General features: G+C 43.9%; 25 protein-coding genes. 19 read left to right on the top strand and 6 right to left on the bottom strand.

The annotated features are described in order from the left end of the window. The first annotated feature begins 56 nt into the window (after positions 1–56). Both V8G47_RS03490 and splB read left to right on the top strand, forming a co-directional pair. Positions 57–302 carry a transcriptional regulator SplA domain-containing protein gene (locus V8G47_RS03490; RefSeq protein WP_336198968.1) on the top strand — a complete coding sequence of 82 codons (246 nt, stop codon included), beginning with the start codon at positions 57–59 and terminating at the stop codon, positions 300–302. 11 nt (positions 303–313) lie between these two features. Further along, positions 314–1,342, top strand: a complete 1,029-nt coding sequence (gene splB / locus V8G47_RS03485; protein WP_336198894.1) for a spore photoproduct lyase — start codon at positions 314–316, stop codon at positions 1,340–1,342. A 46-nt stretch (positions 1,343–1,388) separates the two neighbouring features. On the opposite strand, the gene V8G47_RS03480 is transcribed toward splB, so the two are convergent. Beyond that, complete coding sequence (locus V8G47_RS03480; RefSeq protein WP_336198893.1) at positions 1,389–1,817, bottom strand: phosphatase; 429 nt, start codon at positions 1,815–1,817, stop codon at positions 1,389–1,391. A 372-nt stretch (positions 1,818–2,189) separates the two neighbouring features. On the opposite strand from V8G47_RS03480, the gene V8G47_RS03475 reads away from it, so the two are divergent. The 3 genes from V8G47_RS03475 to putP all read left to right on the top strand — a co-directional run bounded on the left by V8G47_RS03475 (position 2,190) and on the right by putP (position 6,060). Then, positions 2,190–3,434: a dicarboxylate/amino acid:cation symporter gene (locus tag V8G47_RS03475; protein WP_336198892.1), complete on the top strand. Its 1,245-nt coding sequence runs from the start codon at positions 2,190–2,192 to the stop codon at positions 3,432–3,434. Between the two features lie 218 nt (positions 3,435–3,652). Beyond that, complete coding sequence (locus V8G47_RS03470) at positions 3,653–4,216, top strand: NAD(P)H oxidoreductase (RefSeq protein WP_336198891.1); 564 nt, start codon at positions 3,653–3,655, stop codon at positions 4,214–4,216. Between the two features lie 374 nt (positions 4,217–4,590). Further along, positions 4,591–6,060, top strand: a complete 1,470-nt coding sequence (gene putP, locus V8G47_RS03465; protein WP_336198890.1) for a sodium/proline symporter PutP — start codon at positions 4,591–4,593, stop codon at positions 6,058–6,060. Positions 6,061–6,113: 53 nt separating this feature from the next. On the opposite strand, the gene V8G47_RS03460 is transcribed toward putP, so the two are convergent. After that, positions 6,114–7,511 (bottom strand): cryptochrome/photolyase family protein, encoded by a 1,398-nt coding sequence (locus V8G47_RS03460; protein ID WP_336198889.1) that lies wholly within the window; start codon positions 7,509–7,511, stop codon positions 6,114–6,116. 196 nt (positions 7,512–7,707) lie between these two features. Between V8G47_RS03460 and V8G47_RS03455 the strand changes: the two genes are divergently transcribed. Further along, on the top strand, positions 7,708–8,169 hold the full coding sequence (locus V8G47_RS03455; RefSeq protein WP_336198888.1) for a helix-turn-helix transcriptional regulator: 462 nt from the start codon (positions 7,708–7,710) through the stop codon (positions 8,167–8,169). Between the two features lie 52 nt (positions 8,170–8,221). Here V8G47_RS03455 and V8G47_RS03450 read toward each other — a convergent pair whose 3' ends face one another. From V8G47_RS03450 to V8G47_RS03440, 3 genes are all read right to left on the bottom strand, one after another. Further along, positions 8,222–8,740 (bottom strand): universal stress protein, encoded by a 519-nt coding sequence (locus V8G47_RS03450; RefSeq protein ID WP_336198887.1) that lies wholly within the window; start codon positions 8,738–8,740, stop codon positions 8,222–8,224. 556 nt (positions 8,741–9,296) lie between these two features. Next, positions 9,297–10,274 carry a sigma 54-interacting transcriptional regulator gene (locus V8G47_RS03445; RefSeq protein WP_336198886.1) on the bottom strand — a complete coding sequence of 326 codons (978 nt, stop codon included), beginning with the start codon at positions 10,272–10,274 and terminating at the stop codon, positions 9,297–9,299. Further along, positions 10,271–11,356: a PAS domain S-box protein gene (locus V8G47_RS03440; RefSeq protein WP_336198885.1), complete on the bottom strand. Its 1,086-nt coding sequence runs from the start codon at positions 11,354–11,356 to the stop codon at positions 10,271–10,273. Before V8G47_RS03440 ends, V8G47_RS03445 begins: the two co-directional genes overlap by 4 nt. A 166-nt stretch (positions 11,357–11,522) precedes the next feature. Here V8G47_RS03440 and yfcC point away from each other — a divergent pair, with 166 nt between their 5' ends. The 10 genes from yfcC (at position 11,523) to V8G47_RS03390 (ending at position 22,300) form a co-directional block, all read left to right on the top strand. Beyond that, the gene (gene yfcC / locus V8G47_RS03435) at positions 11,523–13,046 is read left to right on the top strand and encodes a putative basic amino acid antiporter YfcC (protein WP_336198884.1); all 1,524 of its coding nucleotides are present in this window, start codon (positions 11,523–11,525) and stop codon (positions 13,044–13,046) included. A gap of 45 nt (positions 13,047–13,091) precedes the next feature. Next, positions 13,092–14,264: a beta-aspartyl-peptidase gene (iadA, locus tag V8G47_RS03430; protein WP_336198883.1), complete on the top strand. Its 1,173-nt coding sequence runs from the start codon at positions 13,092–13,094 to the stop codon at positions 14,262–14,264. A gap of 185 nt (positions 14,265–14,449) precedes the next feature. Beyond that, positions 14,450–15,715 carry an MFS transporter gene (locus V8G47_RS03425; RefSeq protein ID WP_336198882.1) on the top strand — a complete coding sequence of 422 codons (1,266 nt, stop codon included), beginning with the start codon at positions 14,450–14,452 and terminating at the stop codon, positions 15,713–15,715. Positions 15,716–15,888: 173 nt separating this feature from the next. Then, a complete protein-coding gene (gene sigY / locus V8G47_RS03420) occupies positions 15,889–16,416 on the top strand; it encodes an RNA polymerase sigma factor SigY (protein WP_336198881.1) in 528 nt (175 codons plus the stop codon). Beyond that, positions 16,406–16,723, top strand: a complete 318-nt coding sequence (locus V8G47_RS03415) for a YxlC family protein (protein ID WP_336198880.1) — start codon at positions 16,406–16,408, stop codon at positions 16,721–16,723. Before sigY ends, V8G47_RS03415 begins: the two co-directional genes overlap by 11 nt. Next, complete coding sequence (locus tag V8G47_RS03410) at positions 16,720–16,926, top strand: hypothetical protein (RefSeq protein ID WP_060670544.1); 207 nt, start codon at positions 16,720–16,722, stop codon at positions 16,924–16,926. Before V8G47_RS03415 ends, V8G47_RS03410 begins: the two co-directional genes overlap by 4 nt. A gap of 526 nt (positions 16,927–17,452) precedes the next feature. Beyond that, a complete protein-coding gene (locus V8G47_RS03405; protein WP_336198879.1) occupies positions 17,453–19,210 on the top strand; it encodes an ABC transporter ATP-binding protein in 1,758 nt (585 codons plus the stop codon). Then, positions 19,207–21,225, top strand: coding sequence for an ABC transporter ATP-binding protein (locus tag V8G47_RS03400; protein WP_336198878.1), 2,019 nt, complete (start codon positions 19,207–19,209; stop codon positions 21,223–21,225). Before V8G47_RS03405 ends, V8G47_RS03400 begins: the two co-directional genes overlap by 4 nt. A gap of 212 nt (positions 21,226–21,437) precedes the next feature. After that, positions 21,438–21,815: a hypothetical protein gene (locus tag V8G47_RS03395; protein WP_336198877.1), complete on the top strand. Its 378-nt coding sequence runs from the start codon at positions 21,438–21,440 to the stop codon at positions 21,813–21,815. Further along, positions 21,812–22,300 carry a hypothetical protein gene (locus V8G47_RS03390; RefSeq protein ID WP_336198876.1) on the top strand — a complete coding sequence of 163 codons (489 nt, stop codon included), beginning with the start codon at positions 21,812–21,814 and terminating at the stop codon, positions 22,298–22,300. Before V8G47_RS03395 ends, V8G47_RS03390 begins: the two co-directional genes overlap by 4 nt. A gap of 47 nt (positions 22,301–22,347) precedes the next feature. Here the strand turns inward: V8G47_RS03390 and V8G47_RS03385 are convergent, their stop codons facing one another. Further along, a complete protein-coding gene (locus tag V8G47_RS03385; RefSeq protein WP_336198875.1) occupies positions 22,348–22,956 on the bottom strand; it encodes an NAD(P)-dependent oxidoreductase in 609 nt (202 codons plus the stop codon). A gap of 201 nt (positions 22,957–23,157) precedes the next feature. Here V8G47_RS03385 and V8G47_RS03380 point away from each other — a divergent pair, with 201 nt between their 5' ends. The 3 genes from V8G47_RS03380 to V8G47_RS03370 are packed head-to-tail and all read left to right on the top strand — an operon-like array spanning position 23,158 to position 25,405. Continuing rightward, positions 23,158–23,973: an amino acid ABC transporter substrate-binding protein gene (locus V8G47_RS03380; protein WP_336198874.1), complete on the top strand. Its 816-nt coding sequence runs from the start codon at positions 23,158–23,160 to the stop codon at positions 23,971–23,973. Further along, complete coding sequence (locus V8G47_RS03375; RefSeq protein WP_336198873.1) at positions 23,957–24,652, top strand: amino acid ABC transporter permease; 696 nt, start codon at positions 23,957–23,959, stop codon at positions 24,650–24,652. The genes V8G47_RS03380 and V8G47_RS03375 overlap by 17 nt, the downstream gene beginning before the upstream one ends. A gap of 18 nt (positions 24,653–24,670) precedes the next feature. Beyond that, positions 24,671–25,405, top strand: coding sequence for an amino acid ABC transporter ATP-binding protein (locus V8G47_RS03370; protein ID WP_336198872.1), 735 nt, complete (start codon positions 24,671–24,673; stop codon positions 25,403–25,405). Positions 25,406–25,449: the final 44 nt, after the last annotated feature.

Below are 25,449 nucleotides of genomic sequence, written 5' to 3'. Positions count from 1 at the left end.
TTCTATCTCGATTGACAAAAAATGAAAGTAATGAATGATAGGAAAAGGTGAGAAAAATGGAATTGAACGATCACTATACGCCGTATCAAGCTGGAGATGTTGTTTACGTGATTTACCGTAACCCCCATACTCAAAGTGTAGCCAATATACAGGAAGCAGCTTTTGTGCACGATCCGGAAAACCCAGACGAATTAGCATTATTTTTATATGAAACCTATTATCCGTTAACGCACGAAGTAGCCGTCTATTCTTCAGAAGCAGAAGCAGAAGAGGCCTATTCACAATCATTTGGAGACCTTTAGGAGGGGATAATATGGTAAAACCGTTCGTGCCTCAATTGGTCTATTTTGAACCCAATGCACTGGATTACCCATTAGGGAAGCAATTAAAGGAAAAGTTTGAGAAGATGGATGTGGAAATCCGTTATACCACTTCCCACAATCAGGTTCGAAATCTGCCTGGGGATAATCATTTTCAAAAATACAGGATCGCCAAATCAACGTTAGTAGTGGGGGTTCGGAAAACGCTGAAGTTCGATACCTCCAAGCCGTCAGCTGAGTATGCCATCCCGTTTGCGACAGGGTGTATGGGGCACTGCCATTATTGTTATCTTCAAACCACGATGGGTAGTAAACCTTATATTCGCACGTATGTGAATGTAGATGAAATATTTGAAGCGGCAGATCGGTATATTGAGGAAAGGGCGCCTGAATTCACTCGTTTTGAAGCAGCGTGTACTTCTGATATCGTCGGTGTGGACCATCTCACACATACGCTAAAGCGTGCGATCGAACATTTTGGTGAATCGGAGTATGGTAAGTTACGTTTCGTCACCAAATTTCATCACGTGGATCATTTGCTGGATGCGAAACATAATGGGAAGACAAGATTCCGCTTCAGCATCAACGCAGACTATGTCATCAAGAATTTTGAACCGGGTACATCCCCACTGGATAAAAGGTTGGAAGCAGCCGGTAAGGTCGCCAGGGCAGGGTATCCACTTGGCTTTATCGTAGCTCCCATCTATATACATGAAGGATGGCAGGAAGGATATAAGCAAATGTTCGAACACCTCGAAGCCCACCTTCCGGAAGAAGCAAAGAAGGATTTAACATTCGAATTTATCCAGCACCGTTTTACGAAGCCTGCTAAAAGGGTGATCGAGAAGAATTATCCGATGACGAAGCTTGAATTAAATGAAGAAGAACGTCGATACAAATGGGGGAAATACGGAATCGGTAAGTATATATACCAGAAGGATGAAGAGCAGGAAATCAAGGATCATCTGTATGCTTATATGGAGAAGCATTTTCCGAAAGCGAAGCTTGAGTATTTTACGTAAAAAAAAGGGACTGACTACTTTTAACGTTCCGTTGTAATCAGTCCTCTTAATGTAATTGTGGGAGTAAATGCTCCAAATCCTTAACCCGCATAGCAATTTCGTCACAAATTTCCTGGTAGTGCACCCATTCTTCAATCAATGTCGCAGAACGTTTTCGTGGATTCGGTAAGTTCCAATAAATGACTTTTTCTTCTAATTCAGAGGGGAGTTCGATCTTATCATCATATTCTGTATCCTGAATCGCAACGATAACCGAGGCCTCACCAAGTTCCTTCATCTCAATGCGCGAAAGAGGAAATGAACTGATATCGATACATAATTCTTTCATTGCCAGGACGCTGAATTCTTCACGACTATCAGCAACCCATCCGGCACTTTTAAAAGACCAATCCGACACTTGGAGCTTCTCTGCCCAGCCCTCAGCCATCAAGCTGCGCTGTTGACTACTTGAAAGAAAATAGACTGTTTTATTCATAATCGTATGTTCCTTTCTATTTCATGCTGTTATTACTATTTACCCAATCACGTAAAAGATAATCCATGAAATGCGAAAAGAAATTTTTGGAAAGGCTTTCTTGGTAGAATGGATTCATTGAACTTCCTGAAATTATGAAATCCAACACCGGAATTCTAGTAAATTCGATGTGAATATCCGTCAACCTTCTTTCATTTTATAAAAAATCAGTATAATGGGGGAAGGAGAATGAAGTTCTGGGACGAACAAAGCAGCCGGGGGATGACAACAGAGAAATTCATTCATTAAAAGTTCTAAAAATTTTTGGTTTTATAAAAACGATATAAGGGTAATATCTTTATATTAATTGGAAGATTATAGGGAGGTACATCTATGAAATTTAATTTGACAACAAAGATTATTACTGCCTTGATATTAGGGGCCGTAGTAGGATTGATCCTGAACATTTTTGCAAAAGATTTATTCGATATATTAGATCCTTATCTGTTTACACCTCTAGGAAAGATTTTCCTCAACCTGATCAGTATGCTTGTCGTGCCGATTGTGTTTCTTTCCATCGTCCTTGGATCGGCAGGATTAGGGGACCCGAAGAAGCTTGGAAGAATCGGATTGAAGACGATCGTTTATTTTCTATTGACAACCTGTATCGCCATTGTGATCGGTTTGGCACTGGCATACATCATCGATCCGGGATTGGTGGAAGGAATCGACGCCTCCCAATCAGAGGGCTTTAAAACAGAAGAGGCTCCGCCTGTAGGCGAAACACTTATGAACATCATCCCTAAAAATCCCTTAACGGCCATGACTGAAGGCAATATGCTCCAGATCATCGCGTTTGCCATCTTCATAGGATTCGGATTAACGGCACTGGGTGATAAGACAAAAGGAATCCTGAAACTTGTGGAGCAAGGAAACGACCTGATGATGTATCTCGTGACCCTTGTGATGAAATTCGCTCCATACGGAACATTTGGATTGATCGCTTCGGCAATCGGCAGTCAGGGTTCCAGTGCCCTGAAAGCGATGTGGCTTTATTTCGTAGTCGTATTGGCGTCTTTACTCGTTCATGCAATTATTACGTATGGCGGAACGATACTCTTTCTTGCAAAGAAAAGCCCAATATGGTTCTTCAAGAATTTCAGTCCTGCCATGAGCGTTGGATTCAGTACATCAAGCAGTAATGCGACCCTCCCGATTTCAATGGACGTTGCCCAGCAGCGACTGGGGGTCTCTAAATCGGTAAGCTCCTTCGTCCAGCCACTGGGAGCCACGATCAACATGGATGGTACTGCCATCATGCAGGGGGTGGCCACTGTGTTCATCTCCCAGGTATACCATGTGGATTTATCCATGGAACAGCTGGTGACCGTCGTCCTTACGGCTGTACTTGCCAGTATCGGTACAGCGGGGGTGCCGGGAGTCGGGTTGATCCTCCTGGCCATGGTCTTAAGCAGTGTCAATCTTCCTGTCGAAGGGATAGGTTTGATCCTTGGGATAGACCGTCTATTGGACATGGCCCGTACATCCATTAACATCTCAGGGGATGCTGCATGTGCCCTGTTTGTATCCGAATCAGAGAAAAAACGGACCATTAAGATCCAGAGGGGCGAATCATAAACGTTCGCTCACTCATCGTCAAGCTGCAAGAAAAAAAGGTGAAATCAATCGATTTCATCTTTTTTTTGTAAAAAGAAGCGGGTCGTATTGGATAAGTATTTTCTCCATACGGATCCGACAGAATATTGGAGACGGACTTGGTGAAAAATCGGGTATGTTATCCTGGATAGTGAAAACCGCACAGTGATCACTGAAGTCCATTTAAGGAGTTGTTTTTCTTGAAAGTACTGATGATTGTTGCCCATCCGCGAACGAATTCCCTCACTTTTTCCATTACAAAGCATATTCAGAAAGGTCTGCATGACAAAGAATATAAGTCATCCATTTTAGATTTGTACAGGGAGGAATTTAATCCCCTGCTTGATGAAAAGGGTGAAGAAGAGTGGGATAACCCTATGAAAGGGAGGCCCTCCCATATTGTTGAGAAGGAAAGGAAGAAATTAAAGCGGTATGACGCCCTGATCTTTGTGTTCCCGATTTGGTGGTATGGTTTACCAGCCATTATGAAAGGGTATATTGATCGAGTCTTCACATATCCGGCATTCACTCAGGTCAATCCTCAGAAGGTTCTTTGGGTTGGGCTCGCAGGTGAAACGAAAGAGGAATTTGTTTCTAATGGTCATGATGAAACGTTGAGGCACCAACTAATAAAGGGAATTTCCGAAAAGATGGGAGTCATTGACAAAGAAGTGGAGATCTTTTTTGACACAATGGACAGGGATAAAAAATTTGATTATGAAAAAACTATGAATAAAGCGTATCTGCTTGGTACGTTATTTTGAATAGGGTGAGAAAAAAGTACTGTTTTTCAATAAATTTAAATAATTTTTTGTGAATAAATATTGAGTAATATTTGATATAGGACAAAAATATCGAATATTTACGTATATTTATTCATGTATTTATCCCTGTCAGGAGCAGATGACTTTAAAAAATTCTCGTTTATGGTATGATAATTCTTGTGTCTATAACAGCCGGGAAGTTAAAAATTAAAAAGTAAGTGTATAAAAAATACACTTAAATGCATAAGGAGGAGGTACTTGAGATGGGTGAAGAATTAACATTGGGAACCTGGTTATGGTTATTAATTCCGATGCCAACATTGATCATTTTATCAATCATTACTTTTTTTACAGAAAAAACAAAGGAGTAGATTATGGATATTAATATTCAAACGTTAACATCGATTATTATTTATTTAATTGGAATGGGTATTATTGGTTACATGGCAGCCAAGCTAACCAGCAATTTATCCGACTATGTGCTTGGAGGCAGGCGATTGACTGCCGGTGTAGCTGCCTTGAGTGCCGGATCTTCCGACATGAGTGGTTGGTTGATGCTGGGTCTGCCGGGTGCCGTTTATGCCAGTGGTATGGGGTCAATCTGGTTAGCGATTGGTCTATCAGTAGGTGCTTACTTGAATTGGCAATTCGTTGCAAAGCCATTCCGGGTTTATACAGAAGTGGCGAATGATTCAATTACAGTACCTGATTTCTTTGAAAATCGTTTTCACGATTCAAGCAAAATTCTTCGAGTTTTCTCTGCTATCATCATCCTGATCTTCTTTACGTTCTACACTTCATCGAGTTTAGTGGGTGGAGCAATCTTACTTGAAGAATCATTCAATATGGATTACCGATTAGCTTTATGGGTTGGTGCAGGGGTTATCCTATCTTACACGTTCTTTGGCGGATTCCTTGCAGCGAGCTGGACAGACTTCATTCAAGGGATCCTGATGTTCCTTGCTTTGATCATCATTCCTGTTGTAGCCGTTTACGAGATTGGCGGCTGGGATGCGACGGTAAGTGCCGTATCAAGCATCGATCCATCTTACTTGAATGTTTACACAGGAGCGACGTTTGTTTCAGTCGTATCGCTTCTTGCATGGGGCTTGGGTTATTTCGGACAGCCTCATATCATTGTACGTTTTATGGGAATTAAATCAACGAGAGAAATACCTAAAGCACGCTTGATTGGTATGGTATGGATGATTGTCTCCCTATTTGGGGCCATTTTCATCGGTTTCTCTGGGATTGCGTATTTTGCTGATTCACCGTTGGAAAACTCGGAAACGGTGTTCATTATGTTCTCACAAGTATTATTCAATCCATGGGTAGCAGGTTTCTTACTTGCGGCCATCCTGTCAGCGATCATGAGCACAGTGGATTCACAGCTTCTTGTTTCATCAAGTGCCCTGGCTCAGGATTTCTATAAAGCCATTTTCCGAAAAGAAGCAAGCCAAAAAGAAGAAGTATTGGTTGGTCGTATTTCGGTAGTGGTCATCGCCATCCTTGCCATTTTCCTTGGATATGACCGCGATAGCAAAGTGTTGGAATTAGTCAGTTATGCATGGGCTGGTTTCGGTGCTGCCTTTGGACCGGTCGTGATCTTGAGCTTATTCTGGAAACGCATGACACGTAACGGTGCCCTTGCAGGTATGATCACGGGTGCAGTAACGGTCATTGTATGGAAGCAGTTGTCTGGAGGACTCTTCGATGTGTATGAGCTCCTGCCTGGATTCATCTTGGCGACCATCGCAATCTTCATCTTCAGTTTTGTTGGTAACCCTCCTGCCAAAGAAGTTCAGGAAGAGTTTGAAACTGTTAAGTTGCGTTTAAAAGAATAACCAATGATCCAGAAAAGGACCCGATACGCTCGTATCGGGTCCTTTTCTTTGCATTATTTTATTTCCTCATAGTGTTCCAATGCTCTCTTTCTGGCTGCTTTATGATCGACGAGGGGATATGGATAATCTACTCCAAGGGTGATGTTTGCCTTTTTCAACACATCTTCGGGAGCTTCTGAGGGTTTGTGTATATACCGATTAGGAAGTTGACTTAGTTCAGGGACCCACATTCGTATATATGTCCCGTCTTCATCAAACTTTTCACTTTGAAGGGTCGGATTGAAGATCCGGAAGTAAGGTGCTGCATCGAATCCTGACCCTGAGACCCACTGCCACCCCATAGAGTTGTTGGCAAGGTCTGCGTCGATCAGTGTATCAAGAAACCACTCTGCTCCCCTTTGCCATGGGATGAGCAGGTGCTTCGTGAGGAAGGATGCCACAATCATTCGCACCCGATTATGCATGAAGCCGGTTGCCCACAATTCCCTCATCCCTGCGTCGACGATTGGATAACCGGTTTTGCCCTTTGTCCATTTCTCCCATCCTTCTTCATCACGTTGCCAATGGAATTCGGCAAACTTTTCATTTAGTGGACGTGTCGGTGACTCGGGATAATGGAAGAGGACTGAATAGGAGAATTCCCTCCATATAAGCTGCTTAATAAATGGTTCGATCAGTTTATCCTCCGTATCGAGGAGGGTATGATAGATTCTCCTGACGGAAATGATCCCGAGAGCCAAATAAGGTGACAAGGTGGAATGCAGTCCCTTGCCCGGGAAATCTCTACCTTCTGAATAATCATCTAATCTTTTAGTGAGGAATGAGTTCATTCTTTTGAATGCAGCTTCTTCACCAGGGTCCCATATGCTTTCCATGATGTGATACCAAGGGATGGCCGGAAGGAGATCCAAATCGTTTAGGACCATCCCCTCGTCTTGCAGCTGTGGAACCTCCATCTGTTTAAGAGCTTGAAGGGGTTTTGGGATTTCTTCTTTCCTGAGTGATCGGTAATAAGCTGAATACACCTTATATGGAGTGCCGTCATCCTTTTTAATTTTCCAGGGGGGAAGAAGGAGGGTTCCTTCGAACGTCTTGACCTGGATTCCTTCGGAGGATAGGGACTCGGCCATCGAACGATCCCTTTGGTAAGTGTCAGGGTCGTATGTCCGATTCCAGTAAACAGCTTTTGCGTTGGTGTTCTTCACCCATTTGGAAAGGACTTTTTCCACGTTCCCCTTATCCAGCCATAGTCTGCCGTTAATCGATTGAAGGCTATGTTGGTAGGCCTCGATATTCCGGTGCAGCCACCACTTCTTTGCTTCGCCCAGGGTGGTTTCCTCATCCAAAATATAAAGGGGGATCACGTCCCCTTCCTGGCAAGCTGCATAGAGAGCAGGGTGATCGTGAATCCTTAAGTCCTCCCTGATCAGAACGATGATGGGATCCTTCACCTTGATTCCTCCTTTGAAACGATGCTGGTGTTAGCGCATGTTTATAACATTATTAAATGCATTCTAAGTAAAAGTATAATGAATCAATGATTTGTATTCAAAATTCAATGGGTTGGATAAATGATGTTTGATTGGGATTGAAAACAGGTATGATATAGGTGTAATATTACACTATAAACAATTAAGGTGTGAAACCATGACAAAAGAAGAAATTATATTGATCATCTCTGATAAATTAAGGTTGGTACGGACAGAGGCGGGGTATACGCAGGATAAGATGGCTACTGTCATAGGGCTGTCGAAAAAAACACTCGTGCAGATTGAAAAGGGTAGGGTGATGGCCAGCTGGACCGCAGCCGTAGCGATTTGTGCGTTATTCAAGGATAGTGAAACGTTAACGACCAGTCTTGGTGGAGAACCCCTCGAAGTCATCGAGACCATCGCCCGGGAAGGCATTGATTATCGGAAGGAAAAAACACTTGGTGGAAAGATTTGGTGGAAGGATATCAAAAAGACCGACGAATACATTCTTCAACAAAATCTATTCAGCAAACATTATCGAATACTCGATGCAGAGGCCTATCGGATCTTTAGCAGCTTTGATGAGGAAAGCAGCTGTAAGCGATTGGAGGAATTAACGACTGAGCAGGATACATAACAAAGAGGAGGGACGGACCTTTAAAGGTCCGTCCCTCCTCTTTGTTGAATGCCTACTTTACCACCAGGACACTGGATTCACAGTTTTGTGTGACTTTTTCGCTTACACTTCCGAGTACCCATTTCTTCATGCCGGATTTACCGCTGCTTCCGACGACAACCAGATCGGCTTGTATTTCCTTGGCGTATTCACAAATGCGTTTCGCTTCGGAACCCGACAGGTGAATGTAGTTGGCATCCACTCCATGAGGAGACAGTTTTTCCCTGGCATTTACTAAATAGGGGTGAGTGGAAGAAGGTGTCTTGATTTCATGTCTATCTTCCTCACGAACTTTGTTGTCAGGAGAAACCGATAGATTCCCCATGTACTGGTTATCGAAACCGGGAGACGTATCAGCGAGTGCGTGAGTCGGTGTAAAATTGTCACGGGGTTCATTCGCTGTCTTTTCGTCTGAAATATGAAGCACGGTCAGTTTAGAGTCTATGGAACTTTTCATTAATTTCGATACTTCGTCTAATGCTTTTTTGCTGCCATCTGTTTCATCGTAAGCTAATAGAATATGTCTATACATAGTAATCACCTCAACATTGGGATATCTGTTGTTTACCCGTTTCAAGAATTTTTAATCTTCTTTGGCAGATTTCCGAGATGGGGCGGGGATTAAGTTGAAAAGCTCTTTTCACCAAGATTATGGTTATAATTACAAAATAATCTTAATACATGCTCTGACAATAAGCGTGAGCTACAGGGTGAGGAGAGCTGCTCCGCTTTCCACGGACGTCCGGCCGAGCCTCCTCAGCACAGTTCGCTTCCGGGGTCTCGGCACGACCGTTTTTCCATAGGAGTCTACGCACTTCTTCAGACAGCAACAAAGCCATTCGAAAAAAATAAGGAGCAGAATGGGGGGAAGATCCATTCTGCTCCTTCGCGTTCAATAATATAACTCAAATAATTGCAAGAATAATGTTTGGCTGATAGGGTCTCTCTTAAAGCATGCTGATGATCCAGCCAATAACAACAATTGCGCCAATGACCATTAAGATCGTACGTACCATGAAAATCACCTCGACTTATTGTATCGTGAAGAATGTTTTTTGTTTCTAACCGGTTAAAGTAAAGATACCCCGTTATCGAATGGTTAAAACATTCTCCCTCTGTTCGTTTAGCCAATTTACTCCTGCAGGTGTTATTTCAGTTCCGATTCTCCCTCTTTTGATGAACACGTATCCTAAATCCTGTAATTCATTCAATCTTGTCCTGATCTGTTGAACGGAGAGCGGGGTCGGACTTTGTTGGAGTGAAGAATGGATCTTAGCTCTGCTTGCCCTCTCTCCATTTTCAAAGAACCCCGCTAATGCAGTCAGGATATTGATATACTCTCGGGATTTAGTCATGGTGACCTCCGCCGGAGAATGGGTACCGTTAGTTTGCTCTTTTTCAGTAAAATTATGATCATTTCTCGGTAATTCTTGCAGTGTCAGCCTGTTGTGCCCGGCGACGGTCATCATATATAGAAGTGTATTTTTAAGTTCCCGAATATTTCCCTTCCACGGAGCTTTCTTCATGGCTTCCAAAACGGCACGGTCGATAGTGGTGATTTTACTATGTTCCATCCCGAGGAAGTGTTTGATAAGGAGTGGGATATCTTCACTTCTTTCCCTGAGGCTTGGAAGCTGCAGGGATAACACTTTTAATCGATGGTAGAGGTCTTCCCTGAACGTGCCATCAATGATTAAGGCTTGAAGTTCCTTGTTTGTAGCAGCGATGATCCTCACATCCACAGGAATATTTTTGTTTCCTCCGATCCTTCTGATTTCCATTTCCTGAAGGACCCTTAGGAGTCTCGCCTGAAGCTTTAAGCTGATATCGCCTATTTCATCAAGGAACAGGGTGCCTCCATCGGCTTGTTCGAATAAGCCCTTTTTGCCGCCCTTTTTAGCACCCGTAAAGGCGCCTTCCTCATACCCGAATAATTCACTTTCTAATAGATCTTCCGGTAAGGCACTGCAGTTAACAGCGAGGTATGGACTGTTCTTACGGGAAGAATCATTGTGCATGGCGCTGGAAAACAGCTCTTTCCCAGTCCCCGTCTCACCGTAAATCAAAACCGGCAGCTCACTTTTTGCGAGTTTTTTTGCATCAATTTAGTATCGTAAATAAGATGGCTGTTTCCTAATATACTGTCGAATGTATACTTGGCGACATACCCCCTTCGCTGGAGCTCGCGTTTCCGTATTTTCTCCATTTCTATGGTCTCTTCCATATCCTTGAAAGTTGCTACAATGACACCTTCAGCCTCCAAGCGGAAGCGATATACCAGGACATTCTGCTGCCGGAGCGTGAAATATTCCAAATCTTCATCCTGCTCTGAGGTGAGGAAATGATTAAGCTCGATGTTTTTGAACACCCTGCTCAGTTTCTTCCCTTTTGCGTGAGCGGCTGTGATCCCGGTCATTCTTTCGAGCACTTCATTGAAGACGGTGATTTCCCCATCCTCCTGAAAGGCGAGAATCCCGTCGTTAACTCCATCGACCACTTTATTTAAAAACTTGTTTAATGTTTCCGCCCGTCTGTTGATGGCACCGAGCTTCTGGCTGAGCTCAATGATTTTCCTTGTATAACGATCGGTCACGTCAAAGGTCAATCTCTCTGATAATTGAAAGTGGTGGATGATTTTCAAAATCGTATTCAAATCGATCAGTCTGACACCTATATCGATTTTTTTCGGGATGGAAGTGGGGATGCTCGCCATTTCGCCGGGTGAAACAGCTGTATCAATTTGACTCGTATCTCCTCCTCCTGATGGGGAGTAAGGAATATAGTCCACATGATCAATACCGAGGCGTTTTAAAGTAGCGACGGCTTCTTGAGCCGTTTCGATGAAGTCATTGACATAAAGGATCTTCTTTCCCGGAGGTAATTCAAATATGCGGTCTATATATTCATAATTAACCGTTCTGCGGGCTTTTATGATGGCACAGGAATCGAAATCGATATATTCCTGTACTTCGGAGGAAATGAGGGAAGAAGAATACACGATCAACGCATTCGTAAAATACGTTGGGATTCCCTCATCGCAGGCATAGCTTGTAATTTGAATCAGGTCGCCGAAAACGGATTGCAGCTGTTCTTTAAGGGCTATTTCTGTTTGTTTGGTACCGGCTAATAGAATGAATTCGCGTTTCATTGGATCCCTCCTAATGGTTAATAAAAGTTTAATGGTTATGAATAGTCTAACCCATATCAACCAATGAAGGAATTAAAGTTTATATTTTTCAGACAATTGAAGGTTGGCACGGAACTTGCATTTAAGGAAATGAAGCACATCAAAATGTCATATGGGGGGAAAAGAAATGGAGAGAGAACAAAAAGCATGGAAGGTGCCGCATACGTTTATCATTGTGTTTTTCGTCGTGCTGGCTGCGGCCATATTAACGTATGTCATACCTAAGGGACAATTTGTGACGGAAGAAATCACGTATATGCAGGATGGGGAGGAACAAACCAAAACGGTTTTAAATCCGGATTCGTTTAGTTATTTGAAAGATGAGGACGGAAATCTGATCAGGGAAGGAACAAGTCTTTTCGAACCGGGCGGGGGGATCGGTTTCCTGAATTATGTATTTGAAGGTTTGGTATCAGGGGATAAATGGGGATCTGCAGTCGGAGTGGTAGCCTTTATCCTCATTATCGGGGGAGCCTTCGGGATCATCATGAAGACAAGGGCGATCGAAGAAGGGATTCTCAAGGTAATCGATCGGACCAAAGGGAAGGAGTCCCTTATCATCCCGATCATGTTCTTTTTATTCTCATTAGGTGGGGCCGTCTTTGGAATGGGGGAAGAGGCCATCGCCTTTGCCATGATCCTCGTTCCAATCATGATTGCTATCGGCTATGATGCCATCACGGGGATCATGATCACGTATGTGGCGACTCAGATCGGATTTGCCACGTCATGGATGAATCCATTCGGGGTGGCCATCGCACAAGGAGTGTCGGGGGTACCTGTGTTATCAGGAGCTGGATTCCGAATCGTGATGTGGACAGTCTTTACACTGGTCGGGATTCTCTACACATGGAGATACGCCAACGCCATCCGAAAGGACCCCAAACGGAGCCTTTCATATGCTTCGGACGAATATTTCCGTAAAGAAGGTAAAGTGGAAAATTTACATGCAAGATTCACATGGGGGCACTCACTGGTCATCCTGACGGTAGCAGTGGGAATTGCCTGGATCATCTGGGGTGTTGTGGAGCATGCGTACTATATTCCCGAGATTGCGAGCCAATTCTTTACGATTGGTTTAGTTGCAGGGGTCATCGGAGTCCTGTTTAAATTAAATGGAATGACATGGGACGATGTCGCGAATGGTTTCATCGACGGTGCGAAAGATCTGCTGCCTGCAGCACTTGTGGTAGGTATGGCGAAAGGGATTGTTATCATCCTTGGGGGAGACGCGCCGGACGCACCTTCTGTGTTGAATACGGTATTATATGGAGCGGGACAAGTGGTAGGGGATTTCCCTGAGGCCATTTCTGCCTGGTGCATGTATGTCTTCCAGTCCGTTTTCAACTTCTTTGTGGTTTCCGGTTCTGGTCAAGCTGCCCTCACGATGCCATTAATGGCACCACTTTCAGATATCGCCGGCGTCACGCGTCAAGTATCGGTTCTTGCATTCCAATTGGGAGATGGACTGACAAACATCCTTGTTCCGACATCAGCCGCCCTGATGGGGACGCTCGGGGCAGCACGGGTCGATTGGGGCGTATGGGCTAAATTCATTCTTAAATTCATGCTTATTCTATTCGCCCTTTCATCCATTTTTGTCATAACGGCCACTCTCATCGGATATTTAATTAACCGTCCGGGTCATTAAAGAGACCCGCTGCTGTCATTAAAAGTATTGAAAGGAGCACCAATCATGCTGACATTAATTCAAAATGGGGAAGTTTATGCTCCGGCATATTTAGGTAAAAAAGATATCCTCCTCGTGGGGGATAAGATCGGATTCATTGAAGACAAAATTGAACTTCCAGAAGCATTTGTGGATATAGAAGTCGTGGATGCAACAGGGAAATTTATAGTACCAGGATTCATTGACTCCCATGTACATATCATGGGTGGTGGTGGTGAAGGGAGTTTCCGTACAAGAACCCCCGAAATTCAGCTTACCCAGGCTACAATGGCCGGGATTACCACGCTTGTCGGGGTCATCGGAACAGATGGGACAACGAGAACGATGGCGAGCCTTATAGCCAAGGCGAAGGGACTCGAGGAAGAAGGCATCACCTGCTATACGCAAACGGGTTCCTACCAGGTACCATTAAAAACGCTCACCGGCAAGATCGAGGACGATATCATCCTCGTGGACAGAATCATAGGAGTGGGTGAAGTGGCGATTGCCGATCATCGCTCCTCTCAACCGACGGTCAACGAATTAGCAAAAATTGCATCCGCTGCAAGAATCGGAGGAATGCTGTCAGGTAAAGCCGGCATTGTGAATGTCCATGTGGGGGATAGCTTTGATCATTTAGATTTGCTGGAAGAAATTGTTGAAACAACGGATATTCCGATCAAACAGTTCTACCCGACACATATTAACCGGAATGCCCATCTTTTTGACGCGGGGATCCGATACGCATTAAAGGGTGGATATGTGGACTTTACAACGAGTACCATCCCTCAATTTCTTGAAGATGGGGAAGTGAAATGCAGTCGGGCCCTTAAACGCATGCTGGATGCAGGTGTACCGGTGGAACAGATCACCTACACTTCCGATGGACAGGCTAGTCTGCCGGATTTTGATGAGGATGAAGAACTGATCGGTCTGCAGATCGGTCAGGTATCGAGTCTCTACAGTGAAGTGAAGGATGCTGTTTTGGTGGAGGGGATTCCGCTGGAAACAGCTATCAAGGTCATAACCTCAAATCCTGCCAAAATCCTGAAACTGAAAAATAAAGGCCGTGTGGAAGTGGAAAGGGATGCTGATCTCGTACTATTAGACAACCAAAGTCTCGAAGTGAGCTCGGTTTTTGCAAGAGGGAAGTTGATGGTTGAGAACGGAGAGGCCCTCGTGAAAGGGACGTTTGAATGAAGGCTGACTTTAAGAAAAGCTTGGAGCATTTGTGCTTCAGGCTTTTTTAATTGAATGAAGGATGGAGAAAATACCCGACCCCCATCCGACGCGAGACGGAGGAAAATACCACCAATGGACCCTCCTCCCCATAAGTGAATTTCTATATGATGGAGATAGTTAATCATTGATGGGAGACGGTATGTATGAAAAAAATGATAGAGATTTTTAAGAATCCGATATTTTTAAAATTATTTTTCGCAAACTTCACTTCGCATATGGGAAGTGTGATCGGCCTGACGGCGTTTATGTTTTATCTTTTGGATCGATTTTCTGATCAGCCCATGTATGCGTCTATTACAGAAATGATGTATTCAATCCCCACTCTTGTGGTGTTTTTCCTGGTGGGGGTGTTCGCGGATAGGATGGACCGTCAAAAAATCGCGTATCACTGTGATACGATCAGTGCGTTTCTCACACTGTTATTATTCGGAGCCATATTCATCGGGTGGCTACCACTGATCTTTGCCGTTCTTTTCCTTAGAAGCGGCGTGCAGAAGTTTTTCTTTCCGGCGGAACAAGGCATCCTGCAGGGGGTCCTTTCAAAGGATGATTATTCTACAGCAGCCGGATTGAATCAGATGGTGATGAGTTTGTTTATGCTGCTCGGAAATGCCGTTGCCATCTTTGTCTATTGGACCGCCGGGATTTACGGTGCCATAGCGGTGGATTTCGTTACGTTTATGATTTCAGCGATCTTGATTAGAAAATGTGTCATTCCAGAAGCAGTCCGGCTTCCGAATGGGAAGCATTCCTGGAAGGATTTGAACATTCAATCTGTCGCAAAAGATTTTACAGCTGGCATGAAGTATATCCTGAACCATAAGCTCCTTTTATCGTTGATAGGCGGGTTTATTGTATTCGGAATCGTGAATGGCGGATTCTCAGTGATTCCTATCTTTATATTGAAATATAAGCTGGCACCCGATTCTTATGAAGAATATTCGATTCTATTAGGTGTTGCATTCGGGGCCGGAGTGCTGATCGGAAGTATCTTCTCATCGATGCTGACTCAGAAATTCAAGCTTCATGTCCTGATTGTGGCAGGTCTGGTGATTTCGGGGACATTCATCATCGCTGCATCCTTTGCTCCGACCACGTGGATCTTCCTCGCGATCATTTTCTTGGCCGCACTCGGATTGCCACTCGTAAACATCGCGATTGGCGGGTGGATGCCGAGCATCATCGATCCTAAAATGATGGGAAGGGTTCAAGGGTGGATCAATCCACTCATGATGCTGTCTCAATCGATTACTCTTGGAGTCATAGCCGTCACATTCCCATCCACCGTCACCGTAGAAATGCTCTACTGGCTCGTAGGAGGCTGCCTCCTCATCGTAGCCGTATTCTATACCATCATCCTTCCGAAATACGTAAAAGAAGAAACACAATCAGCAGTGGTGAATGGATAGAAATTCAATCCCCTCTATTGAATAGGTAAGACTATTCGATAGAGGGGATTATTGTGCCAAAAATAGAATGAAAAATATTTTAAAAAAGTATAATGATTTTATGAACGATTTTTCTGTGTTTACGTCTTATCAATGAACTCACCGGATGGGGTGGATAGAAAGGACAGTAATGGATGGATGAGAGAGAATGGATTAAACTAGCGAAAAAGGGGAATCACGAAGCCTTTGCTCAGCTCTTTAGAGAACATTATCCTTTTCTAGTGAAATACTTGATCAAAGTGACGATGAACCGCGATCAGGCAGAAGATCTTGCCCAGGATACGATGGCTAAGTGTGTTGAGAAAATCCATCAATATAACGGGAAATCCAAATTTTCCACCTGGCTGATTTCAATTGCGACCAATCGGTATATCGACCTTCAGCGGAAAAAGAAGAGAGAAGAGACGTGGCAAAAGGAAGAAATGAATGGCAGGAAGCTGAAATGGGAATTGGAGTCAAGAAATGAGGAGTGGAATGATGTGTTAGCCGCATTGTCCACATTATCTGAAGATATCAGGCTCCCGATCATCCTGAAACATTACTACGGATATTCTTATGATGAAATCGCTCATATGACGGAAATTCCACCAGGCACAGTTAAATCGAGGGTTCATCACGGAATCACCCGGCTGAGAAAGGAGTTGAAAATAGATGGACAATGATCGTGAACAAGATGAATTAAAGAACTTACTTGGGGACGGTTTCCGGTCTATTGATGAGGACGTCGATCAAAACACGCCGAATCTGCAATGGTTTGAGCAATTCGTCGAGGAGAGGCAGGCGCAGCTTAACATTAGATTCAGACGGGATCTCATCATTTTTCTTCTTCTAGCCGCCTGCATCCTGACTTTATTTTCCCTTGCATTATTACAAATGCCCGTTTTATTTCTTCTTCTTCAAATCATCATCTTTCTGGGAGCATCGATTTTTACAGGGATTACCTATATGAAAAAGGTGAAGAGGACATGACGAAAGAAGAACTCTATATTTTACCCCTTGTCATCCCCATTCTTTTGACACAAAGCATTTATCTGTTCATCGATGCCCGTAAAAACGGCCACAATTACTGGTTCTGGGGAATTTGGGGATTGATACAGTGTCCATTCCCCATCATCTTTTATTTATTATTTGCTAAAAAAGTATGGAGGAAATTCAAAAGAATAGAAAAATGATGGTTCACGAAAGCTTAAGAATGTCATATAGTGTATAGAAAATTACTAATAAAGATAATATTGACACAATTCGTGTCATATAGTATGGTTATTAATGGAATAAAAAACATTAAATGAAATGGAGGGTTTGTGATGATGAAAGCGTATAGAGTTAAAGGAGCACCATCGGCTAGTCCAATCAATTTCATATCATCACATGACCAGTAACTCCTCACGATTTTATATGAATCAATGGGCACAGGTTATGAATGTAATCTGTGCTTTTATATGTCCAAAAACGAAGACGGACGTTCTAAAGGCGCAAATGATCCGGTTGGCCCACCTATGGGCTCTCCTGTATCTTGACCACCTTTGGACGTCCGTCTGTTTTATTTTCGGTGTATCCAGGGGGAATCCTTGATCACATATATATTCAATTTATTGAGGAGGAAATGAAGATGGTAATGGTTCAAATGAAGAAGAGGATGACGGCTGTGGAGACAGAAGGCGGATAGATGAGAAAGTTAACTTGAGGAGGTAGAGTGGGATGTTTAGTATTTTTAAGAAATTATCATGGTTTTTTATTGAAAATTGGAAAAGGTACACAGTCGCGATTGTCCTATTGACGATAGTCGGGATCCTTGATGTGATTCCGCCGAAGCTTGTGGGGAATGCCATAGATGACATTCATCTCGGTGCGATGACCTGGGATGTGGTTGGAAAGTATCTTTGGATGATAGCCGGGATTGCCATCATCTCGTACGGGATGACGTATGTGTGGATGTATAAACTGTTTGGCGGGGCCTTTCTCGTCGAGAGGCAGCTGCGCAGTAAATTCATGGGTCACCTCTTAAAAATGACCCCGACGTTCTTCGAGAAGAATCGGACGGGTGATTTAATGGCGAGGGCGACGAATGATTTGAAGGCGATCTCGATTACGGCGGGTTTCGGTGTGCTGACGTTGATCGATTCGAGCGTGTTCATGTTAACAATCCTGTTTACGATGGGATTTCTCATCAGCTGGAAACTGACGTTAGCGGCCGTTTTACCACTGCCGATCATGGCTCTGTTAATGAAGGTATATGGTGCAAGGATCCATAAGCGGTTCACCGAAGCGCAGGATGCATTCGGAGACATGAATGATAAAGTTCTTGAGTCGATTGCGGGGGTCAGGGTCATCCGGGCTTACGTACAGGAAAGGGCAGATGAAAAGCGATTCGCTGATATGACGGAAGATGTGTATAACAAAAATATTGGTGTGGCAAGGATCGATTCACTCTTTGAACCGACCATAAAAGTCCTCGTCGGATTAAGTTACTTAATCGGATTGGGCTATGGGGCCTACCTGGTATTCCATCAGAACATTACCTTAGGACAGCTGGTATCCTTTAATGTGTATCTCGGGATGTTAATCTGGCCGATGTTTGCGATTGGTGAATTGATCAATGTGATGCAACGGGGGAATGCGTCCCTTGATCGGGTTCAGGAGACACTCGATTATGTCCAGGACGTACAGGATAGAGAGAATCCTAAATCAATCGATTCTCCCGAACAGATCGGATTTAAGGATGTGGACTTCAAATATCCTTCCTCACAGGTACTGAACCTATCCAACATCAATGTGAACATTCATCAAGGAGGAACCCTTGGGATAGTCGGAAAGACAGGAAGCGGCAAGACGACTTTCATCAAGCAGCTTCTTCGTGAATATCCAGCGGGAAGTGGTTCCCTATCGATCGGAGGAATCCCGATTGATGACTTGTCCATTCAGCAGGTAAGGGATTGGATTGGCTATGTACCACAGGATCATGTTCTTTTTTCCAGGACTGTAAAAGAGAATATATTATTCGGGAAGCATGATGCAACAGAGGAAGATTTGGAAAAGGCGATAGAATTGGCTGATTTCAAGAAGGACCTCGAAATGCTGCCTGACGGGTTGTCCACTCTAGTAGGGGAGAAGGGTGTGGCTCTCTCGGGTGGGCAGAAACAACGGATTTCGATTGCAAGAGCACTCATCAAAAACCCTGAAATCCTGATCCTTGATGACTCATTATCGGCCGTCGATGCCAAGACAGAAGCAAAGATCATAGACAATATACGAACAGAACGTGAAGGGAAAACAACGATTATTACGACTCATCGTCTATCGGCGGTTCAGCATGCAGATTGGATCATCGTATTCGAGGATGGGAAAGTGGTAGAAGAAGGGGTCCATGAAGTGCTCCTCGAGAATGGCGGTTGGTATAAAGAACAATTTGACCGCCAACAAGTTGAAGATTCCTCACTAGAGGAGGTGGGCTCATGAAAGTCGGAAGAAAACTAACCGAATATGCGCTTGTTTATAAAAAAATCATCATAGCTGCCCTGCTGATGCTAAGTGTATCAGTGGCGGCGGAACTTGCTGGTCCATTCATTGCCAAAAAACTGATCGATGATCATATTCTCGGGATTGAATCGACCTGGTATGAAACGGTTGAGGGGAAAGAAGCTGTACCTTATGAGGGAACTTGGTATAAGCGTGATCAGTATTTCAGTGATGGAGAAACAAAAGGGGAAGACGTCCGTATCCTCCAGGTTGGCAGAGCGTTTTATTTCATTCCTGCCACCATTTACTTTGACGGGGAACGATCGGTGTCATCTGGGGAGATGACGATTACTAAAGGCGGTGAATCAGAAACCTATCCTGCTGAGAAGTTAACAGGGGATGAGCTTCTCAAGTTCTATAATCCGGAAATACCAAGGATCATCCGATTGATTGCCTTTTATTTCGGTTTGCTTGTCGTCGCGGCCTTTTTCCAATACGGTCAGCGGTTCTACCTTCAGAAGGCGGCAAACCGTGTTATACAAAAGATGCGTAATGATGTGTTTCAACACATCCAAAAGCTTCCGATCCGTTATTTCGATAATCTGCCGGCAGGGAAGGTCGTTGCCAGGATCACAAACGACACGGAAGCAATCAGGGACCTGTATGTAACCGTACTATCGACGTTCTTCTCCAGTACGATTTATATTATCGGGATTTACATTGCACTCTTTATTCTTGACGCTAAATTAGCGGCCATTTGCTTGATCCTGATACCGATCCTGATTGTGTGGACGTATCTTTATCGTATTTATGCGTCGAAATACAATCATATCATCAGATCGAAAGTGAGTGATATCAATGCCATGATCAATGAATCAATACAGGGCATGAACATCATTCAGGCTTTCAGCAGGGAAAAGAAAACGAACGAAGAATTCGAAGATCTGAACGAAACCCACTTCAAATATCAAAATAAACTATTAAGCTTAAATTCAATGACCTCCCATAACCTTGTAGGGGTATTAAGGAATATCACGTTCGTAGCGTTCATTTGGTATTTCGGTGGAGCATCGATCGGAGTGGGATCTGTTGTCACGCTCGGGGTCCTTTATGCCTTTGTTGACTACATCAACCGGTTGTTCCAGCCGGTGACAGGGATTGTGAACCAGCTTGCCAACCTTGAACAGGCACTCGTGGCGGGAGAACGGGTTTTCCAGCTGCTTGAAGAGACGGGGATCCCTGTGGATGATGGGAAAATGAGCAGATATGACGGGAATGTAAGCTTTGAGCATGTATTCTTTGGATATAAAGAGAATGAATATGTGTTGAAAGATATTACGTTTGAAGCAAACAAAGGGGAAACTGTTGCCCTGGTGGGACATACGGGTTCAGGAAAAAGCTCGATCATGAATCTGTTGTTCCGTTTCTATGATAGCAATGAAGGGAAAATCCGGATTGATGGAAAAGACATTGTCGATATTCCCTATCAAACGATTCGGGAGCATATGGGAATCGTCTTGCAGGATCCTTATTTGTTCACAGGGACGATTGCTTCAAATGTCAGTCTTGATGATCCAAGGATTTCAAGGGAGCAGGTAGAGGCGGCACTCAATGCTGTAGGGGCGGAAAAAGTGTTCAAAAACCTGGAGAATGGATATGATGAACCGGTGATCGAGAAAGGCAGCACCCTTTCATCCGGTCAACGCCAACTGATATCCTTTGCACGTGCACTGGCCTTTAATCCAGCGATCCTGATTCTCGATGAAGCGACATCAAGCATCGATACGGAGACTGAGGCCATCATCCAGGAAGCGATGGAAGTCCTGAAAAAGGGCCGGACGACCTTCATCATCGCTCACAGATTATCCACGATCAAGGAAGCCGATCAAATCCTTGTATTAGATCGAGGGGAAATCGTTGAACGTGGGAATCATGATGAATTAATGAAAAGGCTGGGCCGATATTATCAAATGTATCAGCTTCAGCAGGGATCTAAAGATAATCTGGCAGGATAGAAGAGGAAGGGCATCTGACGATAGTAGTCGGATGCTTTTTCTTTTAGGACTTGAAGATATACTGGTATGACGGGGAATCATCCATGTGTAAATACAATTTCCTGTTAAGAAAACAGGACTTTCGTGGGATTTTGTCGTTTTAAATCGAATTTCTCCCATTATCAATGTATAATTTAATTGATAAAAAAGTTTCATAAAGGGAGGATCCTATGATGGGATGGGCAATCGCCATTTTATTTGGGTCAGCAGTTGTGCTGCTCATTTTATCGTTTATTAAAACGACACAAACCAACTCGAAGCTTGAGCAACAGATAGAGCATGTATCCATTTCTGTATTGAATGACGTTCATGAACTCGAGAAACAGTTACGTAATATACAATTGGATGCAGAGATTACAGCCCAGCAGGCAGGAGCTGCACCTGCAGCATCCGAGGAGCGCGAATTGCTCCGTGAGATGCTTGATTTGTATAAAAGAGGTTATTCTGTTGAAAGTATTGCAGGGAAAACAAAGCTCAAGCCTAATGAAGTGGAGCATATGCTCGCGCCATTTATGGCTCAAAAGGGTGAAAGGGGCTTAGTGGCACAATGACAGTGACATCGAATTCATTGCGGAGCTTTGCTGGAGGCATCTTGATTGCCACCTCTTTAATTGGGGCTGTGTATCTTTTCGGTCCTTCGGAAGCAAGTAGTACCGGGAAAGAAGAACCTGCTGAAGTGCAAAAGCTGTCAGAGGATGAAATGGTGAATAAGCTGACTTCAAAAGGCTATGTCATACATACTGAAGATCAGTGGAACAAGCAGCTGAAAGCCATGAATGAAAAGCAGGAAGAGAATGCATCATCGGATAAGAAAGATGACGGTAAGGTGGTTTACAAAACGATGCTCACCGTTTCTACGGGTATGACAAGTATCGACGTAGGAAATGCTCTGGAACAAGCCAATATCATAAAAGATGGGTTGGATTTCTATAAAGAGGTAGAAAAGCGGGGGCTTGAGAACGAGCTGCGCCCAGGTACCTTTGACGTCGAAAGTGGAATGAGCACGGACGAAATCATTTCTGCCATCTTTAAATAATAGGAAAACGGGACTGATATTCAGTCCCGTTTTTTTATCCCATACTCTTAATAACAGATGCCAACCCGGCTTTTGATGAAGGACAGGTCTGACAGTTGTTTGTATATGAAGTCTCCTGTGTCATAAATGGAAATGCTTCTACCGCCTTCAGGAAGGACGTCTTGTTCCGTTCGGTAATTCCCGAGCCGTTCTCCATCCGGCAAATAGGTGGGACAAACGATGGTCCACTCCATTTCAGATGCCTGAAGCATGAGAAAGGCCCTTAGATGGTCTTCGGCCGCGGCTGTGCTCCTCCGTTTCGATTCACTCGACTGAAAACGGTAAAGACCATCACCCCTCCGCGCCTGGAGGATGCCCGCCGTCCCGCACGTAATGATCCGTTTCACCCCATAGGTTCTCATGGCTTTTAACAGGATTGGCATGCTATTTGTCAGGACATCCTGTTTATCTGTATTCAGGCAGCTGATCACGGCCTCTGAGCCTTCGATGGTCTTCATCACATCTTCTTCATTCAACACATCCCCGACAATTTCCGTACCTGGCGCGTCTTGTCCACTGCCTCTCCGTACTAATCGATTTACTTCATATTCTGACATAGCCCGTTGAAAGACTACGGAACCAACGCGGCCAGTACTCCCGAATAAAGCAATTTTCATATCGTGCCCTCCCGTTCCCTTATGAAAATAGTGTAACGTATAATCGGAAATTTTTACATGTTTGAGTATCCAGGGATACATACTAATGACGTGAAGAAAAAAATCTCGATATGAAACTTTTGTGTTGACTTATTTCTGGTAACGTTTTATGATGACATTCGTAACAAATTCAAATCCGATAAGAATAGTGGGGGTTTTACGATGAAAAAGTGGAAATTATCCATCATCATGCTGATCGCTTTATCCATGGTATTAGCTGCATGTGGTCAATCTAAAGATAAAGAGGAATCAAATGGTGATTCAAAAAAGACATCTCTTTACGATAAAGTAAAGGAAGATGGAGAATTACTTATCGGGACGGAAGGTACATATCCTCCTTTCACATTCCATGACGAATCAGGAAAACTGACCGGGTTTGATGTAGAAATCGCCCGTGAAGTAGCGAAGCGTCTCGGTGTCGAAGCGAAATTCCAGGAAACGCAATGGGATGCGATGTTTGAAGGCTTGAACTCCAAGCGTTTCGATATGATCGCAAACCAGGTGGGGATTCGTGAAGACCGTGAAAAGAAATACGATTTCTCTAAACCATATATCGAATCCAGTGCCGTAGTGGTCGTGTCAAAAGACAACAAGGATGTCAAATCATTTGAAGATATTAAAGGGTTGACTTCAGCTCAGTCCCTGACAAGTAATTATCGGGATATCGCTGAAAAGAACGGTGCCAAGATCCAAGGTGTAGAAGGTTTATCACAATCAATCCAGCTACTGGAACAAGGCAGGGTGGACGTGACTGTGAACGATAAAATTTCCATTCTTGATTACTTAAAGAAACAACCGAACGCCAAAGTGAAAATCGCTGCTGAAGCGGAAGATGCAGGTCAAAGTGGTTTCATGTTCCGTAAAGGGAATGACAAACTGGTTGAAGAAGTAAACAAAGCGTTAGAGGAAATGAAGGAAGACGGTACGTACAAAGAGATCTCTGAGAAATGGTTCGGAGAAGATGTATCTCCTAAGTAGCATATACCAGGATCCTGAAGCAATGATTGATATTTTACAAAGCTCCCTGCTTCCAATGTTAGAGGGAGCTTTGTATTATTCTATCCCTCTGACGCTGATTTCTTTTGCTTTAGGTATGATTCTGGCTGTACTCACTGCTCTTGCACGTCTATCAAATATATCGATTTTGCGGGGAATTGCCCGATTTTATGTTTCAGCAATACGAGGCACGCCTTTACTCGTGCAATTATTTATCATTTTCTATGGGTTACCTACCCTCGGAATCAAATTTGATCCATTCCCATCAGCCATCATTGCCTTTTCATTGAACAAAGGTGCGTACTCATCGGAAATCGTCCGTGCGGCAATTCAATCGATTCCGAAAGGCCAATGGGAAGCTGGATATTCGATCGGCATGACCTATTCACAGGCGTTGAAAAGAATCATCCTGCCGCAGGCGACGAGAGTATCGATTCCGCCATTATCCAACTCATTCATCAGTCTTGTGAAAGATACGTCCCTGGCATCCTTGATCTTAGTAACGGAAATGTTCAGGAAAGCCCAGGAAATCGCTGCGACGAATTACGAGTTCCTGCTCATGTATATGGAAGCAGCCGTGCTTTACTGGATCATCTGCTTTATATTATCCATCATACAAGGCCGCATCGAGAACAGGCTGGATCGATATATTGCCAAGTAATTTAAAAGGAGATTGAATATGATTTCCATAAAAGGATTAACAAAACGATTTGATCAGTTAGAAGTCTTAAAGGGGATGAACGTAGAAGTTGATAAAGGGCAGGTCATCGTCCTGATCGGCCCTTCAGGCTCCGGGAAGACAACTTTCCTCCGTTGTTTGAATGCCCTTGAAATCCCGAATGACGGGACCGTTTCAATAGGAGGAACGGCGGTTGACTTCACTAAGAAAGCATCCAAGCAGCAGCTTCTTCAACTAAGAAGAAAAACGGGGATGGTATTTCAAAATTATAATCTGTTCCCCCATATGACAGCCCTTGAGAACGTCATGGAGGGGCCTACGGTCGTCCAAAAGCGGAACAAGCCGGAAACAAGAAAGAAAGCCATCCAGCTCCTTGAAAAGGTGGGACTCGGTGATAAGGTCGATTACTATCCATTCCAGCTTTCTGGTGGGCAGCAGCAGAGGGTCGGCATCGCAAGGGCCCTTGCTATCGAGCCGGAAGTGATGCTCTTTGACGAGCCCACTTCAGCACTTGATCCCGAACTGATTGGCGAGGTATTGAAAGTCATGAAAGACCTTGCCGAAGAGGGGATGACGATGGTCGTCGTCACTCATGAAATGAGATTTGCCCAAGAAGCGGCGGATAAGGTCATCTTCATGGATGGGGGCTATATCGTCGAAGAAGGCTCCCCTCAGAAAGTGTTTGAAAATCCAAAGAATGAACGTACGAAGCAATTCCTTAACTTAATACAATAAGATCAAAAGATGAATGGGCGTGGGCTCATTCATCTTTTTTCATA

The organism is Rossellomorea sp. LJF3, from assembly GCF_037046045.1.
Taxonomy (GTDB): domain Bacteria; phylum Bacillota; class Bacilli; order Bacillales; family Bacillaceae_B; genus Rossellomorea.
Note: the sequence above shows the minus strand (reverse complement) of the source record. Positions and strands in the feature narration are given on the sequence as shown.